Raw genomic sequence first — 18,545 nt, 5'->3', positions numbered from 1 at the left:
AAAAACCAATGCGAATATGATAATACTTCTTTTGATGGGTCTCTTATTTTCCTTCATCATATTATCATTATATCGTTTTATCATCGCCTATTTCAAGTTGTAAAAAACGGCTTTCGCTGCCATTTATATGGCGGCGGAAGCCGAAAATTTTTTTAGAATTTTACTCTTAATTTCTGCCCTTAGCCTCATCAGAAGCATAAATAGCCTTCAATATGATTGGGGTCAAAATAGAGCTTAAAACTATCAACAGAATTACTGCAGTAAAGTATCTGCTATCTACAATCTCAGCCTTAAGACCACGCTGTGCAACAATAAGAGCTACTTCTCCTCTGGTCATCATGCCTACACCAATCTTTAAAGCATCCGAAGTGTTGTATTTAAGGCACTTTGCTACTAATCCGCAGCCTACCACCTTGCCTAGAAGACCCACTATTACAAAGGCCACTGAGAATGCAAGGATTGTCATATCTACAGTTCTAAGATTGGTCTGAAGTCCTACACTTGCAAAGAAAATAGGTCCAAAGATCATATAGGAGTTAATGTCCATCTTTCTGTCAATATATTCTGAATCATCAAGAGAACTTAAGATAATACCTGCTACATAGGCACCTGTTATATCTGCTACTCCAAAGTACTTATCAGCAACATAGGCCATAGCAAAGGCAAGTGCCATACCCATTATAGGAATTCTCCTGGTATGGGGCCATCTCTGCTCCATTTTCTTCATGACCTTAAAGATAATAATTCCAACCACGATTGCCAATGCGAAAAACGCTACTGTTTTTATACAAACTGCAGCCAGATTGGCATTTGGATCTTTAAGTCCCAGAACAGCTGTAAGAACCACGATTCCTATAACATCATCGATTATGGCAGCGCTCATGATGGTTGTTCCAACCTCAGTTGAGATTTTCCCAAGTTCCTTTAAAACCTGAACTGTTATGCTAACGGATGTAGCTGTCAGGATTGTTCCTATAAAAAGAGCTTTTGTAAACTCTACTGATCCAGGAGCAGCAAAACCGTAAAACGCCATATACAGGATAGTTCCAAATGCAAGAGGTACTCCAACGCCTGTGCATGCCAGTATTGTTGCCTTGACACCGGATTTCTTGAGCTTGTCGATATCTGTCTCAAGACCTGCACTAAACATTAAAAGGATAACTCCAATTTCAGCCATTCCAGAGAGGAAATCTCCCGCCTGAACCAGGTTAAAAAGAGTTGGTCCTATCAAAAGTCCTGCCACTATCTCACCTGCAACCTGAGGTGCATGAAGCTTTCTGGCAATAAGCCCAAAAAACTTTGCCGAAACAATGATGATCACAAGATCTCTTAGTATCTGAATAGTATCCATTTTCTACCTTCTTTCTATTTCTAACGCTAATGAAAAAGTATGCGCTCTTTTTCAAAATACGTCAAGCTACCGGATAAATGCAGAATAAAAAAGATTAATGAACGCCCAAAATCACTTGTTTGCTGCTTTTTACGCTTCCATCTTTATCTTTTGCTGTAATGGTGACGGTAGTATTGCCTCTCTCATAGCCTGCTCGGATTATAGCCATAGCACGGCCTCTAAAGCTTACTGTCTCGTTATCAGTATAGTTATCCTCGGTCCTTGGGTTTGCTGAGCCAAATCCTGCCAAAGCACCACATCCTGTCACTTGAGCATCAAGACTCATTTCCGCATCTGGGACAACATTTCCATGCTTATCAATAACCTCAACTCCCACATAAGCAAGGTCATGTCCATCAGCTCTAAGACTTTCCTTTTCAGGCGAAAGACGTATTTCAAAAGGCTCATTTGTTGTACCTAAGCTTCCTCTGCTGACTTCTTTACCATCTGCATAGCTGATAGCAACAACTTCACCCTTCTCATAGACAGTATCAAAAATTACAGAGTAAGGCATAGGCCTTTCCATAGACACTTTTCTTTTTCCTAGAGACTTGCCATTAACTAAAAGCTCAACCTCTTCCGCATTTGAAAAAACAATCAGTCTTATATTTTTCTTTTCCCAGCCTTCATAATTCCAACTATCCTGAACTAATGGAAATCCCCACATAGTCATTACTTCTGTCTTTCCAAAGGTCTCTGGATGATATGAAAAAACATGTGTTTTTTTATCGCCCCATACTACGCTTCTGTAGGCTCCTTGCGGCATCATGTGACCTGTAATATCAAAATCCGCATCATTAGCGCATCTCCATGGATACGGTGACCCAGAAGGTGGCATTAGAGCCCATCCATTGGTCTTTACTATAGGATCATCCTGATCTACATAGACAGCCTTTCCAATTCCGGCTTCTCCAAGATAATCCCAGGCAGTCCAGGTAAAATCGCCAATTACATAGGGAAGTCTTTCTACCATAGGCCATCTAAAGCCTATTTCCTTGGGGAAGTTTTCTGAGCCCAGGATCACTCTCTCAGGAAACATCTCATGATCTCGCTCATACAGTTCCTCCATGTAGTTATATCCCACTATATCAAGTCCATTAGTAAAGGGCTCTGTTATAGTCTCCCAGCTGGTGTCAAATAGTCCTTCCGAAGTATTCTGAAGCTGGCTCTTGGTTCCCACCAGTTCATCATCAAGGCCGCTCCAAAGAGAACAGATACCATTGCTGACAGGCCTTGTTCCATCAAGCCTTCTAATTGTTTCGGCAAGCTCTGTTGCAAGAGAATAGCCATTATTAAGGCCGCCTCTTTCAGGAATTTCATTACCTGTAGACCACATGATAACTGAGGGATGATTTCTATCTCTTTTTACAAAGGCTGTAAGGTCCTTCTGATGGTCGTTTGCAAAAAACTGGCTGTAATCGCCGCTTCGCTTAGCTATGCCCCAGGCATCAAAGGCTTCATCAAAGATATACATTCCAAGTCTGTCACAGGCTTCTATAAGTGCAGCAGATGGCGGATTGTGAGCTGTTCTGATAGCATTAAAGCCCTCTTCCTTGAGCTTTCTGACCTTTCTCTCCTCTGCGGCATAAAGAGATACTGCTCCCAGAAGACCATTGTCATGGTGAAGGCAGCCTCCTTTAAGCTTTACAGTCTTTCCGTTTATCATAAGGCCTCGAATGGAATCTGCAGTGATAGTCCTGATTCCAAAAAGAGTCTCCTCTTCATCAACTTCTTTAGTATCTTCCGGAATAAAATGCGTCCTGTACACGCCAAGGCTCTTTACTATAACCTTTATCCTGTATAGATTTGGATTTTCAGCGTCCCACAGCACCGGGTTCTTTAAGTTTATGGCCATTTTAGCCACTTGGCTTTTCCCTGAATTTATCTGTATGACACGCTTTGTCTCATACTCTTTTCCATCCGAATTTTCTTTATAGATAAAAAGAGAAACCTCAACCAGTCTATTATCCAAAGTGCGATTTGCAATTTCAGCCTCTGCCTCAATAAAAGCATAGCAATCAGCAACTTCCCTGGTGCGAACGAATAATCCATCTGGCACTAGTTGTACTCTGGGACCATGGCACAGCTTCACTCCTCTATATAGGCCTGAGCCTGTGTACCAGCGGGAATTAACATACATGCTGGTATTACAGTTTATAGTTATCCTGTTCTCTTTTCCAAAAGTCACATAGTCTGTCAGATCCACATAAAATGGCGCATATCCATAGTGCTGGCTTCCTACCTTGCAGCCGTTTATTTCAACAGTGACATTCATCATGGCACCGTCAAAATATAGGCCAACGCATTCATTTTCCCACTCTTTGGGAATCACCAAGTATTTGGTGTAATTTGTAAGATCTCCTACAAAATACCCGCTATCCGACCTTGCAGGAGCATCAGGCCTTACCTGCGTTCCAATCATACCATCATGTGGAAGATCAATAACTATTCCCGGATCTTCTTTTAAACTTCCAAGAGAATCTACAAACCCTCTACGGAAGGTCCATTTTTCATCAATACTTTCTTTTCTCATACCCTGTCACCCCTGTAATATCCATTTACTATATACGCAAAGAAAAAGCATATAACTGGACTATAATTCATAACCCAATTATATGCTTATTTTCTATATTTGCGCTCTATTTTTTAATCTAGCTACATTTCGAAATTTAATTTATGTCCACTGTGGTGATTCATGTCGTTAAAAAGCTCTAGTCTGGGAATTGCCATTTCTCCTTCCATGGCGTCAAAAGCAAATATCGATACTGAGCAAACCCCAAATGGTAGTGTTGTCAGGACTATAGGAAAAGAAATAGCCAGCAAATGCGAAAACAGAATGGCTCCAGAGCCTCCATGAGCAAAAAGAGCTATAGTATCGCTATTTTCCTGGACACATCTGTAGAAATCCCCTTCTCTTTTAAGTCCATATTGAAGTAAGAGATTATCAATTCCAGTATTTATCCTGTCAAAGTAATCCATACAGATATTGTTTTTAAAATATGGGTGTTCCTCCCAAGACTTTTCACCAGCATAGGAAGGCTCACTTGTCAGCGCCTTGTAAGCAATAGACCAGGGATGCCCTTCAAATGGGATTTTCCTGCTATCCTCAATATCAGGGTCCTTATCTCCCCACCAGATTTCATGCATAAAATCAAGATTCTGAACATCAAGCCCGTGGTCTAAAGCCGTAAAACCTGCTGTCTCTCTGGCCCTTCCCATAGGCGATGAATAGATTGCCTTTATTTTCTCATCTTGAAGCCTTAAAGCCGTGCTTGCAGCCTGCTGTTTACCAGTCTCAGTCAAACAGTCATGCTGGTAATCGGGATCTCCGTGCCTTACAAATATCAGTCTCATGTCTCGTTCCCCTTTGTGATGATAGTAAATTGCGGCAGATCATCGTCACTTCCGCAGTTCAACATAATCATCTTATATCGCGGATGCTTCACTTTCAACTTCTTCGTAAAAGATAGGAGCAGTTCTTTTATATTATTTCTGTGCAGATATCATGAACATCTTATCAGGAATGTAGAATTCATCTTTCTTATCATAGATTGTCTTATAAAAATCAGTGTTTGTTACCACACTCTTGAAACCTGATCTTCTCAAAACCTCAATATCCCACTCTGGCCTGTCAAGTGTACTGATAGTAAGCATGTGATAAATCTCATGACACTCATCCTTAAGCACTTTAATAATGTCCTTGTGGGCAAGGTTGTTTTGATTATCCAGATTGTGCTCACCCTTTGCGTATTCTGCATCGAAATTAAGCAATAATCCGCCTTTTTTAAGAACTCTTGACCATTCCATATATGCATCAACAGGGTGTGGAAGTGTCCATGTAAGGTTCCTGGTAACGATCACATCAAAGCTTTCATCAGCAAATTTAAGACTCTCGGCATCCATATCAATCGCCTTTACATTACCTTCAAAAGGGCCATTAAGTTCAATCATTTTATTGGCCTTGGATACCATTTCTTTTGTAAGATCAATTCCTGTAACATCAAAGCCTTCTTTTCCAAGAAGGACTGTAAAAAAGCCCGCTCCACAGCCAACATCAAGTATCTTGATATCAGAAACCGGCTTATTGCCAAAGCTATCTGTAATTTTAGTAAGGATTGCCTCTAACCACTTTTGGGCCTTTTCACTTTCCAGCTCATGCTGCTTCTGGGCAAAAAAGCTGTCTGCTCTCACAGTCCAGTAGTCTTCTACCCTGTTTTTTATTTCTGTAGATTCTTCCTCGAAAGGAATATATTTAAGTTCGCTCATTATTTAACCACCTTGATCATAAACATCGGAGTAGATGCATAATTTACTTTTTCTTTTTCTGAATAGACTTTTTCTCCGATATTTTCTACGCATTCTACTGCCTGGACTCCCTTGCGCATAAAGACATCTCTATCCCAGTCAGGTCGCAGGATTCCAGTTAATGGAAGAGTATCAGCTATAGCCTCCATCTTATCGAAGTTCTCACCAATATCGTAATCTTCAAAGCCTTTTTCCTTGACCATTTCACGATCTTTTAAGTACTCTTTTCTCTTAACCTCATCACGAAGGTATCCATACCAACAGGCATCAAAAATAAATAAAATGCCACCTTTCTTTAAAACCCTGAGCCAGCCTTCATAAGCCTTCTCGGGATCAGGAAGGTTCCATGTAAGATTTCTATTTATAATAACGTCAAAGGCCTCGTCTTCAAACTTCAGATCCATAGCATTTTCTTTTCTGAATACTATTTTTTCAGCTAGATCTCCCGCGTTCTTGTGGGCTTCTGCAAGCATAGTCTCTGCAAAATCTGCTGCAGTAACGCTATATCCTAGTTCAGCCAGAATGATTGACAAAAATCCCGGGCCAGCTCCAATATCCAGAATTCTTATATTTGCTCTATCTGCTGGAGAAAGCTTAAAATGCTCCATTATCTCTCTGTCAAGAAGTTCCTTCCATGTAGTTCGCTGTATTCCGGCAAGTTCTTCCTGATTTACCTCAGAATAGCCTTTAGCTCTCTTTATCCAGTATTCATAATTATCATTAACAATTAACTGCTTTGCTATCATTCTAAATCCTCTATATGCTCTGCCTAACGGCGCTTTCTACCAATTTTTTTGTATATTCTTCATGAGGGTTGCTGATCAGATCCTCACAAATTCCTTGCTCCACACACTTTCCATCCTTCATGACAATCACTCTGTCACATAGCATACGCACCAGTGCAATATCGTGGGATACAAAAATTGCGGATAGTTTCCCATTATCCTTTAGATTATGAAGAAGTTTTGTTATCTGCGCCTGTGTTGACACATCAAGTGCACTAGTAATTTCATCGCATAGAAGTATGTCTGCTCCAGAATAAAGCGCTCTGGCAATAGACATACGCTGGCACTGTCCCCCAGATAATTCAGAGGGCTTTCGCTGCAGCAATTCCTTATTTAAACCAACTTCTTCCAAAATGCCATAAAGTCTTACTAAATCTTTCTTGCCACGGCCACTTTCAAGAACAGATTTTTCCATCGATAATCTGGGGTCAAAAGAGCTAAGGGGATTCTGGAAGATATATTGCAAAAATCTACCTGTATCTCTAGCCTTTTGCCCGTTATATTTGTTTCCTTTAAAAATTAGTTGCCCTTCATCTGGAACTACCAGACCAGAAATAACCTTTAAAAGTGTGCTCTTTCCTGATCCACTCTCTCCAACAATTCCTAGAATCTCGCCTTCTTCCAGCGTGAAACTTATGTCACTTAAAGCAGCTATCTCTTTGTCTTTATCTATGAATTTTTTACTTAAATTTTTTCCTTCAAGTATAGTCATTGTCTATATCGCCTTTAATTTGGGAACATCCTGTAACAGTCTCTTTGTGTACTCATGCTGTGGATTCTCGAGCACTTTACTGGTAGCGCCTATTTCCACAATTTCCCCTTTATACATGATTCCAATCCTATCAGCGATATTGGCCGCAATCCCAAGGTTATGAGTAACAAGAACAATAGCTACGTTCATATCATTTTTTAGTCTTAGAAGTTCGTCTGTCACAGCAATGGCCGTCGTTACATCAAGAGCGCTTGTTATTTCATCGCACAATAACAGTTCTGGTTCCAGGATAAAAGAGGCTGCTATAGCTATTCTCTGATTCATACCGCCACTAAGCTCATAGGGCCTGCTTTTCAATATTCTGTCCATATCCTTTAGGTTCAAGGTGGAAAAAATCCTGTTAAGCTTTTCCTTGTCCAGCTTTTTACCATGACTTTTAACAGTTTCATTAAACTGATCACTTAGTTTTCTAAGGGGATTAAATGCTCCTTCCGGATTCTGCTGAATAAGACCAATTCTACAGCCTAGAAAACTGGCCATTTCCTTATCCTTAATATCAGAAATGCATTGTTCTCTAAAGAAGATTTCTCCACCAGTTATCTTTGCATATTTGTTGCGGCATATCGCCTTAATAAGTGTTGATTTTCCAGAACCTGACTCCCCTACAAGGCAGAAAACTTCGCCCTTGTAAATATCCAGGTTCACATTTTTTATTACCAGAGACTCATCGTATGCAACACTTAAGTTCTTTATTTCAAGTAATTTCTCATCCATACTTCAGGCCTCTCTATAATCCATTACTACATCTCCAAGATAGTTAAATACTATAATAGTAAATACAGTGGCAAGTGCAGGATACAAAACGGCCCAGGGAGCAATCTGAATATAAGCCCTTGCCTCGCTTATCATTGATCCCCACTCTGCAGCAGGAGGAACAACACCAAGTCCCAGAAAAGAAAGACCTGACAAGCCAATCATAGTTGTTCCGATCTGTGTAAGGGCATTTGTCAAAACCGGCGGAAGTATGTTTGGGAAAATGTGAACTGCAATTATGTATAGATCACTTTTTCCTGCGAAAAGAGCCGCCTTAATAAAATCCTGGTTTTTAAGAGAATATGTGTGACTTCTTGAAAGTCTTGCAAAGCTCACCCACATAGTTATCCCAAGAGCTATCATTGCTCCACCAAGACCCCCATTTAGAATACCGGCCACCACAATAGCCACAACCATCTGCGGAAAAGCCAGCAAAATATCTGCTATTCTCATAAGAAGCTTGTCAAAGATTCCTCCGTAATAGCCACACAGCATACCAACAATCGCGCCAATGGCAAAGGAAATAAAAACAAGAGCAAAGGTCGCTGCAATCGTAGTTCTTCCTCCATAAAGAACCCTTGATAAGACGCATCTTCCCAGGTTATCTGTTCCAAAAGGATATTTCAGGCAAGGAGCAAGTCTTATGGATGCAGCACTTGTTGTATATGGGTCATTCGGTGCAAAAAAATCCGCAAAAACTGTCACAAGGATAAGCATTATCGCAATGGCCGAAACCACTATTATTTTTGCCTTTATCTTCTTTTTCTTCAAATTTCTGTCCTCGGGTCCAAATAATGACATAAAATATCAGAAAGCTGGTTGATAACTACATAGATAGTACCCATTATGATCACAAATCCCATTATCACAGGATAATCTCTGGCTGTTATAGAATCCATCACCAGCTTGCCAATTCCTGGCCATCTGAATATAGTCTCAATTACAACACTGCCGCTCATAAGAGAGCCTATCTGAAGTGCTACAATAGTAAAAACATGGCCAAGGCAGTTGTGGACTAAATTCAGGATAATGTACCTGCAACTTACTCCTCGTCCCTTCATGCCTATAATGTAGTCTTCCTTCATCTCATTTAGAAATTCAGATCGTATCTGCCTTACAAATCTCCCTGTCATAGGAATTGCCAAGGAAACCACTGGCATAAATAGTCCCTGAATATTACCACTTGCAATTACTGGGAAAAGATTAAGCTTTATGCACAGTAAGTACATCAATAGTACCGATATCAAGAAGTTTGGAAGCGAATTTCCCACAAAGGAAAACAGCCTCACAATATGATCTGTGATCCCATCTTTTCTAATGGCTGAAATAATTGCCAGCGGAAAAGAAATAATAAGTGAAACAAAAAGACTTGTAAGTGCCAAAATGCTGGTGTTCCTAAGTCCTGCCACAAGCTTTGGAGCTACAGGCATGTCATCTTTAAAAGAGATGCCAAAATCTCCCCTTACAATACACAGTAGCCATTCCCCGTATCTAACGAGGAATGGCTTTAAAAGACCTAGTCTCTCACGCTCTGAGTCAAGCACTTCTTTTGTAATGGCAACCCCCTGCGAAGTAAGTCTTTTTTCAGCAGGATCGCCAGGCGCAATATATAAAAGTGCAAATACCAAAAAGCTAAGGATGACCAGTACTATTACTAAACAAAAAAGCTTTTTAATAACTCTTTTTATCATTCAATAGTTGTCTCCGCATCAATGCCATAAAAATCAAATGGAATATTTTCTGCAAATCCAGAAACGCCCTTGCGAAGTACAGTTGTATTGTTGAAAAGACCAACGTAGCCAAAAGCATTGTCATCAATAGCTATCTGTACAATCTCGTTTGCAAGTTCTGCTCTCTTTGCAGTATCTGTCTCAAACTTGAGCTGGTTAATAAGCTCTTCGCAGTGGTCATCATTAAATCCGCCGCAATCATAATATGCGCCGTCCTTTAAAGTTGACTCTATAAAGTAAAGTGGGTCACCAGACTTATCTGCAATCATGCAATAAAGAGCCAGATCAAAATCACTGTTTGCAATATATGTGGCATCTGGATCCTCTTCTACGCCGAGTACTGAATCAATGCCGATTTCCTTGAGCTGTTCCTGAATAAGGAGTGCAAGTGTATCAAGAGATCTTGCAGCATAATACTTGATACTGATAGTAAGCTTCTGGCCATCCTTCTCATAGAAACCGTCGCTTCCAAGTGTATATCCGTCACTTTCAAGAAGCTCTTTTGCCTTGGCTGTATCTACTGCTGGAACAGTTACCTTTCCATATGCAGCATTTGTATTAAATGGTCCTACTGCAGCTGAAACAGTTCCTGATAAGTAGCTGGCAATCTTTTCCTTATCAACAGTTAAATTGATAGCTTCGCGTACAGAAGCATCAAGAGTGTTCTCGTTAAGAATGTAATACTGAAGTCTTGCACCTGGAATAGAAACCACGTTGTACTTGTCAGGCTCACTCTCATAAACAGTAAGTGCTGCAGATGAAACACTGTTGTAACAATCGATTTCTCCACTCTGCATAGCAAGGAGCTTTGGATCATCCTCCTGCATATAGTAGAAAATAGCTCCATCGAGTTTTACATCGCCACCCCAGTAATTTGTATTTTTAGTTACTTCTACATCTCCTTCTGGCTGGAACTTAGAAATCACAAATGGTCCTGTACAAACTGGATCATTGTCAAAATCTGTTGTAGCATCAAGGTCTACCATTCCAAACTCAGGGCTTGCCAGCTCGTTTCTAAGTGTTGGATATACATCACCTGTATCAATCTCAATTGTCTTGTCATCAACTGCAGTCATCTTGAAGTCTGCAACGTAGGCAAATCTCTCATTAACTTCAGCAACTCTCTGAAGGTTTCTGATAACCATATCAGCTGTAAGAGGTGTTCCATTTGAAAAAGCAACACCATCCTTTAAAGTGATGGTCCATACACTTCCATCAGCCTTAGCATCCTCTGCAAGGCAAGGAGCTGCATTCATATTCTCATCCATCTTAAAAAGAGCCTCAGATACACCATAAATTGATGTGTACCAGCCATAATATTCCTTGTGAACATCAAGGCTTGCATAAGCAAAAGATGCTGCTGTCTTCAAAATATTTGGTTCTGAAGAAGCGCTATTTCCACATCCTACTACTCCGACAGCCATTACAGCCGCCAATACCAATCCCAATACTTTCTTTTTCATATAAAAAACTCCTATCTGCTTTTTTTCGCAAATAAGAGTTTATTACATCAAAAAACAAAATATAAGCCCCCTAGGGGGTTATTTAGTTTCCTTATTTTATTGCTGGTTCAACTCTTTTAGCAACGACAAATGCCAGAGCCATCTTGAAAAGATCTGGAAGGATAAATGGGAATACACACCATGACAAAACGCCCATAATTCCGATATCTCCAGTGTTTCTAGTATAAACATACATAAACCAGACTGTTCCAAAGGCGTAGCAAACAGCAAGCCCCAGAACAAGTGCTATTATCTTAACTGCAAGGCTCTTACCAAATACTCTTGTAAGGACGATATAAATAAGTCCCATGAACAAAAAGCCGATGATATATCCGCCTGTGCTTCCAAGAAGAACTCCTATGCCACCGCTAAATCCTGCAAATACTGGAACACCCACCGCACCAAGTAATATATATATAAGTGTTGCAATAGTTCCTCTCTCACCTCCAAGAAGTAAAAGGACAAAAAATACTGCAAATGTCTGGAGTGTAAATGGAACTGCTGTAGGAATGCTGATCCATGAACAGATAGCGATAAGAGCTGCTCCAATTGATATGTAAACCAGATCTAAAACCTTAACGTTGCTTCTGCCAGCAACTGCGCTTGTGTTACTCATGATGTTACTCTCCTTATGTCTTATATTTTTTTCAAGCATAATAGAAAGTAACATGTAAAAAAAGGATTGTCAACCTTTCTGTTGAATTAGGTTGACAATCCTATGATTCATTTTTTCTCGCAGGCTTCCTCTGCTTCTTTGCAAGAAACTTATTTATTGTCTCATCGTACAAGTCTCTGCTTTATAACTACTCCGCCAGCCACGAATCCACCGGCCAGAATAATTATCACAACTACAGCAATGGGACTAATTGGGCTCTTGGTATCTACTTCTGCTGAAAGTGGAACATCCTCATTAGAAATATCTGCCGCGGCACTGTCCGAGGCTCCGCTTTCAGCACTATCTGTGACAGATGTTTCACTTACAGCTGCATTGTCGCCAGATTTATCACTGGCAGAAGTATCAACGCCTGAATTTTCAGCATCTGCTGCATCATTTCTCACTTTTTCACTGGCTGCAGCATTTTTATCTGCCCCTCTCTTTGCTCCCAGTACAGTGCTGTTTCCTGTGCCTGGAGCTGGGCTTGTCGCCTGAGTAGCACTCTGACCGCCAGCTTTTGATGCGTTTGTCTTCGCTGTACTGCTTCCTGAAGAACTTCCTACAGGTGCATTAGTTGAAGATCCGCTTCCCTGTGCAGCCTGAGAACCGCCCTGGTTACCAGCTTCACTCTGATCATCAGAACCGCTCTGGTTACCAGCATTTCCCTGATTTCCTGAATTTCCAGGCTGCTCCTTAGGATTTTCTTTTGCCTCAGAATCAGCAAATACTGCCTTGCCTTCTGAAATCACCCATCTTCTAAGTCCTTCAGGGCCTCCTTTATAATATATGCTCATGATTCCGCCAAGTTCTTCATCAGAAACTTCAAGCTCAGAGGCCACATTGTCCACATTTTTGTTGAGAAGGTCGGCAAAAGCCTTGCTGCCGATTTCTTCTTTTGTCTTGGCAAATGTAGTATCCTTGCTGCTTCCAGTTCCGTCAGCTCCGGTGTATACACTCTCAAGCACAACTCCGTTTTCTGTAAGTCTTGCATCACTATTAAAATAGCAGTTTCTGTCATAGGCTACATTTGCAATTCTTCCATCAGCTATACCGATGTCGATAGTTGGCCTGCTGGAAGTTATATTTCCGTACGCATAGCAGTTGTACTGGAATGCGCCTGCCATACCTGTAAGTCCGCCAATATGGACCTTGTTGTTGGTATTAGCTGTCCCGTAAACATCGCCAAGTGTATAGCAGTTAATGGCATTAATACGGTTTGTCACAGCAAAAAGACCGCCCGCATACACATCACCATCTTCAGTGATCGCGCTTATAGTCACATCAGTCCAGGAGTTTGTAACAAGGCCCCTTAACATGCTGGCTGCAAGACCTGCACCTCTACTTGCAATATCATCGGCCTTCACAGCAATCTTACCAGTCACGCTGCAGTTATCGATAAACACGCCGTTCTGGCCAGTTCCAACAAGTCCCGCAGTATATGTATCGTAAGGTACCTCATTATTGATATACACATCTCTTAGATGTATGTTTTTAAGTTCAACCTTCAGGACATCATCCCCGTATGCCAGGTTTGACTCATAGTCTCCGCCTGTAAAGCCAAACATCGCAGCTGTATACATTGCTGCAGGATTTGAGCGTTCGCCAATTCTAAGTCCAGTTATAGTATGTCCTGCACCATCGAAGTTACCTCTAAAAGGATAAGCGCTGTACAACACAGGATCTCCCATGATCTTTGCCTTTATAGCAAATCCAATAGGCATAAAATCTTCACTTGAAAGAGCTATATCTTTTGTCTGCTTAAAGTATTTGCCTTCCCAGGTTTCATCCTCGCAGATAGCCTCTGCTATATACCTGAGCTGATGTTCATCGGCAATCAGATATGGATTTTCCCTGGAGCCATCTCCGCCAGCAAAGACTGCCGGGTTACCAGCGCCGTACCCTGTTCTGTCACCGTAGATAGCCTTGCTCTCTGCTCTTGCCCTGGCTTTCTCGTAATTTTCTGTATCGTCCTTGCTTCCTGTAAGGATTTCCTCTGAGATAGCATTTCCATCTTTTACCACGATCTTAACAGTGACTATGGCTTTACTGTCTCTTCCGTACCAGGTTCCATCCTTCATAACAAGTGGAACTACCGGCACTTTCTCAGCCTCAGGCTGAACGTAGGTGATAGCTGCGTATTCATCAGTAAGTACTACAGCTCCGTCCCTGTAAGCCCACGTCTTAAGGCTATTATTACTAAGGCCGTACTTTGTCACATCAATGGCAAAAGAACTAAAGTTACCGTTTAATTTATCGGCAATGCCCGAGTAATTTTCTTTTGTAAATGGCTCTAGTCCATCTACAACACCGCCTTCGTAGGCAACGCCTTCCTCATTGACACCGCCTACAGTCTTTGTTCCATAGGGCTGAACCTCTGCCTCTTTTCTCCCAGCAATGGTCATAGTCTTTGTCTTATCGTAATAGCTTTGATAAGCCTTACCAATTCCAGTAATCCAGCCTGTTACAGCTCCAGTATAAATGCTGTAGTGCTCTGATACTGTATCTCCACTTGAATAGCTGTTTACCAGATCTCCTGCATCTACTCCCACAAGGCCGCCTACAGAAGACATTCCTTCTATTTCGTTCTCAATATCGCGAGCCATGCTTCCAAAGTACTTGCCTGTAGAATAGCAGTTTGCAACAAGTCCTCTGTTGGTCATACCTGTTATGCCACCAACTGAAGCTATGGATTCACCGTATTCTACAGTGGACCTAAGATCAACATCAGTATGGCAGTTGATGATAGCTCCTTTATATTGACGAGCTGCAATTCCGCCTACATAGGCATTTTTCTCGTGGGTTGTAGAATATATCCTTCCCTGAACATAGCAGTTATCGATAATAGCTCCCTTTCTGGAGTTTTCATCGGTAAGACCCTGCATATATCCTACAATACCGCCTACAAAGCTTGCATCGTCACGATATACGTAGACTTCAACGCCTGTAAGCTTAACATTTTTAGCAACAGCATCAATGCCAAGGGTTCCAAAAAGACCTATAGCATTAGAGAAATCTGAAAGCTCTGTGCTAAGCTTTCTGGGCGCATCAGCTGTTCCTTCCTTAAGCCCTGATATAGTGTGGCCATTTCCATTAAAAGTTCCATTAAATGCAAATTCCGAACCACCGATTGGTTCCCAGTTTGCAATATCAGAAATATCTATATCTTTTACCAGCTCAACATATTTGCCATCATACAAGATTTCTGTATCCAATGATGACGCAAAGGCTACAAGCTGCTCTTTTGTCGCAATCCTGTAAGGATCATCTGCTGTACCCTGGCCGCCATCAAATATTGATGCATCAATTACAACTTCATGCCACAGTTCATCTGATGGTCTAAAAATATTATCTTCCTCTTCCCATTTATAGAAATCATAGGAGTCATAAGTCTTATGCAGGCTGGAGATATTGGAATTAAGCTGCTGCGCTGAAAGAGTTCCTTCATATGCGGCCTCATCAGTATTTCCGGCAGGCTTAAGCCCTGTTCCCATTGCATAGTAATCCTGCGCAAAGCCGAATGAATCCAGGACTCCAAAAACAGCTCCATTTGTGCCAGTACTCTGGACATCTACGGCTGCTACCACATTCTGAGTCTTACCCATGGCATTACCAATAATTCCGCCAGCTTGCACTTTATCGCTGGTAGTTGCTACAATCTGACCTTTGGCTGCACAGTTTAAAACAAGTGCATTCATCTTGGATAGACCGGCAATTCCACCTATATCTGCTGTGATTCCATCTGCCAGTTCCGCATTTATCTTCACATCGCTGTAGCAGTTTAGAACTGCGGATTTCAGCATCATATTTCCGACTATACCACCGGCCTCTATGGTGCATGAGTCTGACTTTAAGTCAACTTGGCCTGTAACCAAGCAGTGATTGATAACAGCTGATTTTTTAATATTACCAGCCAGAAGTCCTACGTATAAACTTAAGTCTCCTGTTGCTTCTATATGAACATTTTCAAGCTTTAGATTTTTAACGCTGGCGCTTGAATTAAGAGCTGTGAAAAAGCCTGCAGCTGATGCACCTTCAGCTTTGATATTTACATTTTTGATCACATGTCCCTGGCCATCAAAGTTTCCAGCAAAAATGTCAAAACCATCTTCGGTTCCTATGGCATTAAAGTTCTCTATTTTAGAGAGGTCTAAATCCTTAGTTAAAGCTACATATTCGCCTGAGTAATTTGTTCCATCGTCAACGTTTTGAGCAAATCTTAGTAGCTCTTTTACACTGCCTATCTGGTAAGGATCACTCCAGGTTCCTGTTCCCTGCAAAGTGACACCACTAATATCAGTATCTTCCTCGCTTTCGGCAGCCTTGGCAGCCTGATCAAAAGCGTCTTTTACCGCAGCTTTGATTCCATTAGAGCTTAATGTCGCTCCACTTATGCCATCAATAGAATCTACCTCTGAATTCCTGGGATGTTTTTTTATAATACTTTCTAAAAGAGCCTTGGCCTTTTCCCAGAATCCTGGTGTTTCTTGCTGTTCTAACTCTTCCAGGTTTTCTACCTGCCCATCTTTAATAGTAACAGAAAGCTTTATCTCACCTTTTTTGCCTTGACCAACACCAATATAGGTTCCGTCCTTGTAGGATTTTTCATCTGCCACTGGATCTTCAGGCTCTGTCTCTGAAATCTCTGCATTTGGGAAATAGAGCTCTTTATCTGGAACTGTATTATTATCCCCTGTGCCATGCCAGTAGGTTTCACTGGTTGTACCGTCTGTTTTACCATATTTTTCAGTAACTGATGATCTTGTAGATACATTGATACTTCCCTGAACTGGCTCTACCTGGGCATCAAAGCTAGATCCGCCTTCTACATATATATTCTTGACATCCAGGTTACCATTTCCAGAAACAGCAGCACCACCGCCTAAAATGCTTCTATCTGCTGTAAGATTCATTCCAAAGCCGCCAACTGCTATAAGGTTTCCATTTCCCTGGATAAGTCCACCATCCATCACGATGGCATCGCCGCCTTTGGCTGTAAGATTAGAGCTTCCACCTCCATATACAGCAACTGTTGAGCCTTCTGGAATATTAAGAGTTCCTTTTACCAGAAGCCCTGTCTGGCCGTAAGAGCCATTTGGTGCTTCATCTGCAAGGATGTATAAATCGCCTTTTACATTTACATTACCTTCAACAGTAACCACTGGCTCCTGGTTTCTTCTATTTTCATCATCCCTTGCAGAATAGTTTGTATGAGAGATGATCCTGGCGTTTTCAATAGCTGCCCCATCCTTTAGCCTCAACTGGCCATTTATGACTGATCCGTAGATAAAGCCTTTATTCTCGCCATAGTCTACATAATCACAGGAAAACCATCCGCCGTTTTCAACTTCAACTATTCCCTCAAGAGTAGACTGCCTGATAGAGAACTTAGCGCCCTTCTGAACTATGATCCTGACACCGCTGTGTACCCTTACGTTTACCATTGTAAGGTCGCATCCCTCAGGAATTACAAGAGTCTGCCTGGGCTCCTGGCCATTTGTAAGTGAAATGATCTCGCCTACCTCAGAATATGTTCCAAGAGTGTGAGAGCCATACCATGCCTTTATCTCTTTTGGAACAACTACTGTATCTGTACCAAAATCCCTGATATACCATGGATCCTGGTCATAAATATACATGCCATCTGCTGTCTGTGTGCAATTTGCAAGTGTCAGACGCTCGCAGAGCTTTTCATCAGTTGAATTAACTGTAAAATCAACCTGATTACTTACTGCAGATCTTCCATCAGTATCAGTAAACTCCACATACACCTTATATACGCCAGCTGTTTCCGGCTTGCCGCTTAAGATTACATCTCCTGTAAAAATGTTATAGCTACCCTCTACTCCAGGACACTGGGGCTCAATAACTACTCTTGTCTTTGTAGGATCATCATTAACTCTGACTCCGCCTTCTTCCTGGTTAAAATAGCTAAGCTCATGCCAGTCTTCTTCACTAACCTGACCAATTTCAGATGCATAATCTACAAGTGCCGCCTGAAGCTTAACAGAATTAGTATTTTCTGGAAGATAAGAAACAGAAGTTGCGCCAGATATGGCATCAACATCCTCTTCTCCAACCATCTTAGACTCAAAAGAGCCTACAAGCCTTATAAAAAGAGCTTTCTCTTTTCCCTCATTTTCTCCAGGTGTCTCAACTGGTTCTGGCTCCTCAGAAGGGACATCAAAACGCTCTATTTCATAGCCGCTTGGATATCCAAAATAATCCGTTCCAGTAACCGTCTTTTTAACACCAACCTTAAGTGTCTGAGAATCTGTGGACAGTGTTACAATATTTTCCCCTTCTTCGAAATCAGAAGGATAAAAATATATGCTGTTTCCATTTTTTACATAGGTTCCCTTTTCGTTGTAACTATAATAGCTATGATCAGGGTCATAGGAGATTTCTTTTTCTCCCACCAATACCTTTAGTCCCTGCTGGGCTACCGAGTATAGCTCATCTCCGCTAATGTTAAAGCTAAATACTATAGCTCCTTCAGAGTATTTAACTTCCGTTACACTGAGTTTGCTTTGTTCATTTTCTTCTGCTGCTATCGCAGTGATACTTGGAAAAAACATAGACACAGTCATTACAACTGCGCAGAGAAAAGACAAAAACGCCTTCCCAAACTTTTTTAACTTCTTCATACTTCCCCC

The 18,545-nt window shown here is 41.3% G+C and carries 12 protein-coding genes; all 12 read right to left on the bottom strand.

Annotation, left to right across the window (positions count from 1 at the left end; all coding sequences use genetic code 11):
- Positions 1-166: 166 nt before the first annotated feature.
- The gene (locus tag G631_RS0115210; protein ID WP_026490175.1) at positions 167-1,351 is read right to left on the bottom strand and encodes a cation:proton antiporter; all 1,185 of its coding nucleotides are present in this window, start codon (positions 1,349-1,351) and stop codon (positions 167-169) included.
- Between the two features lie 94 nt (positions 1,352-1,445).
- Entirely contained in the window at positions 1,446-3,923 is a 2,478-nt protein-coding gene (locus tag G631_RS0115205; protein ID WP_026490174.1) for a glycoside hydrolase family 2 TIM barrel-domain containing protein, read from the bottom strand.
- Between the two features lie 122 nt (positions 3,924-4,045).
- Entirely contained in the window at positions 4,046-4,744 is a 699-nt protein-coding gene (locus G631_RS19440) for a histidine phosphatase family protein (protein WP_051197310.1), read from the bottom strand.
- A gap of 132 nt (positions 4,745-4,876) precedes the next feature.
- Complete coding sequence (locus G631_RS0115195; RefSeq protein ID WP_026490173.1) at positions 4,877-5,656, bottom strand: methyltransferase domain-containing protein; 780 nt, start codon at positions 5,654-5,656, stop codon at positions 4,877-4,879.
- A complete protein-coding gene (locus tag G631_RS0115190) occupies positions 5,656-6,441 on the bottom strand; it encodes a class I SAM-dependent methyltransferase (RefSeq protein ID WP_035789891.1) in 786 nt (261 codons plus the stop codon). Before G631_RS0115190 ends, G631_RS0115195 begins: the two co-directional genes overlap by 1 nt.
- Before the next feature lie 10 nt (positions 6,442-6,451).
- On the bottom strand, positions 6,452-7,192 hold the full coding sequence (locus G631_RS0115185; protein WP_026490171.1) for an ABC transporter ATP-binding protein: 741 nt from the start codon (positions 7,190-7,192) through the stop codon (positions 6,452-6,454).
- Positions 7,193-7,195: 3 nt separating this feature from the next.
- The gene (locus tag G631_RS0115180) at positions 7,196-7,966 is read right to left on the bottom strand and encodes an ABC transporter ATP-binding protein (protein WP_026490170.1); all 771 of its coding nucleotides are present in this window, start codon (positions 7,964-7,966) and stop codon (positions 7,196-7,198) included.
- A gap of 3 nt (positions 7,967-7,969) precedes the next feature.
- Complete coding sequence (locus G631_RS0115175; RefSeq protein WP_242829111.1) at positions 7,970-8,776, bottom strand: ABC transporter permease; 807 nt, start codon at positions 8,774-8,776, stop codon at positions 7,970-7,972.
- Positions 8,773-9,696: an ABC transporter permease gene (locus tag G631_RS0115170; RefSeq protein WP_026490168.1), complete on the bottom strand. Its 924-nt coding sequence runs from the start codon at positions 9,694-9,696 to the stop codon at positions 8,773-8,775. Before G631_RS0115170 ends, G631_RS0115175 begins: the two co-directional genes overlap by 4 nt.
- Positions 9,693-11,198 (bottom strand): ABC transporter substrate-binding protein, encoded by a 1,506-nt coding sequence (locus tag G631_RS0115165; RefSeq protein WP_026490167.1) that lies wholly within the window; start codon positions 11,196-11,198, stop codon positions 9,693-9,695. The genes G631_RS0115170 and G631_RS0115165 overlap by 4 nt, the downstream gene beginning before the upstream one ends.
- A gap of 91 nt (positions 11,199-11,289) precedes the next feature.
- The gene (locus G631_RS0115160; RefSeq protein ID WP_026490166.1) at positions 11,290-11,853 is read right to left on the bottom strand and encodes a biotin transporter BioY; all 564 of its coding nucleotides are present in this window, start codon (positions 11,851-11,853) and stop codon (positions 11,290-11,292) included.
- A gap of 161 nt (positions 11,854-12,014) precedes the next feature.
- Positions 12,015-18,536 carry an FMN-binding protein gene (locus tag G631_RS20415; protein WP_051197309.1) on the bottom strand — a complete coding sequence of 2,174 codons (6,522 nt, stop codon included), beginning with the start codon at positions 18,534-18,536 and terminating at the stop codon, positions 12,015-12,017.
- Between the last annotated feature and the right edge of the window lie 9 nt (positions 18,537-18,545).

Source organism: Butyrivibrio sp. XBB1001, assembly GCF_000424505.1.
Lineage (GTDB): Bacteria > Bacillota > Clostridia > Lachnospirales > Lachnospiraceae > Butyrivibrio.
The sequence above is the reverse complement of the archived record's forward strand: the minus strand, read 5'-3'. Positions and strand labels throughout refer to the sequence as shown.

Bases quoted from the DNA above. Each gene is read 5' to 3' on its own strand.
- G631_RS0115190 (WP_035789891.1), bottom strand. From the start codon at position 6,441: ATGATAGCAAAGCAGTTAATTGTTAATGATAATTATGAATACTGGATA.
- G631_RS0115195 (WP_026490173.1), bottom strand. From the start codon at position 5,656: ATGAGCGAACTTAAATATATTCCTTTCGAGGAAGAATCTACAGAAATA.
- G631_RS20415 (WP_051197309.1), bottom strand. From the start codon at position 18,536: ATGAAGAAGTTAAAAAAGTTTGGGAAGGCGTTTTTGTCTTTTCTCTGC.
- G631_RS0115170 (WP_026490168.1), bottom strand. From the start codon at position 9,696: ATGATAAAAAGAGTTATTAAAAAGCTTTTTTGTTTAGTAATAGTACTG.
- G631_RS19440 (WP_051197310.1), bottom strand. From the start codon at position 4,744: ATGAGACTGATATTTGTAAGGCACGGAGATCCCGATTACCAGCATGAC.
- G631_RS0115185 (WP_026490171.1), bottom strand. From the start codon at position 7,192: ATGACTATACTTGAAGGAAAAAATTTAAGTAAAAAATTCATAGATAAA.
- G631_RS0115210 (WP_026490175.1), bottom strand. From the start codon at position 1,351: ATGGATACTATTCAGATACTAAGAGATCTTGTGATCATCATTGTTTCG.
- G631_RS0115180 (WP_026490170.1), bottom strand. From the start codon at position 7,966: ATGGATGAGAAATTACTTGAAATAAAGAACTTAAGTGTTGCATACGAT.
- G631_RS0115205 (WP_026490174.1), bottom strand. From the start codon at position 3,923: ATGAGAAAAGAAAGTATTGATGAAAAATGGACCTTCCGTAGAGGGTTT.
- G631_RS0115160 (WP_026490166.1), bottom strand. From the start codon at position 11,853: ATGAGTAACACAAGCGCAGTTGCTGGCAGAAGCAACGTTAAGGTTTTA.
- G631_RS0115165 (WP_026490167.1), bottom strand. From the start codon at position 11,198: ATGAAAAAGAAAGTATTGGGATTGGTATTGGCGGCTGTAATGGCTGTC.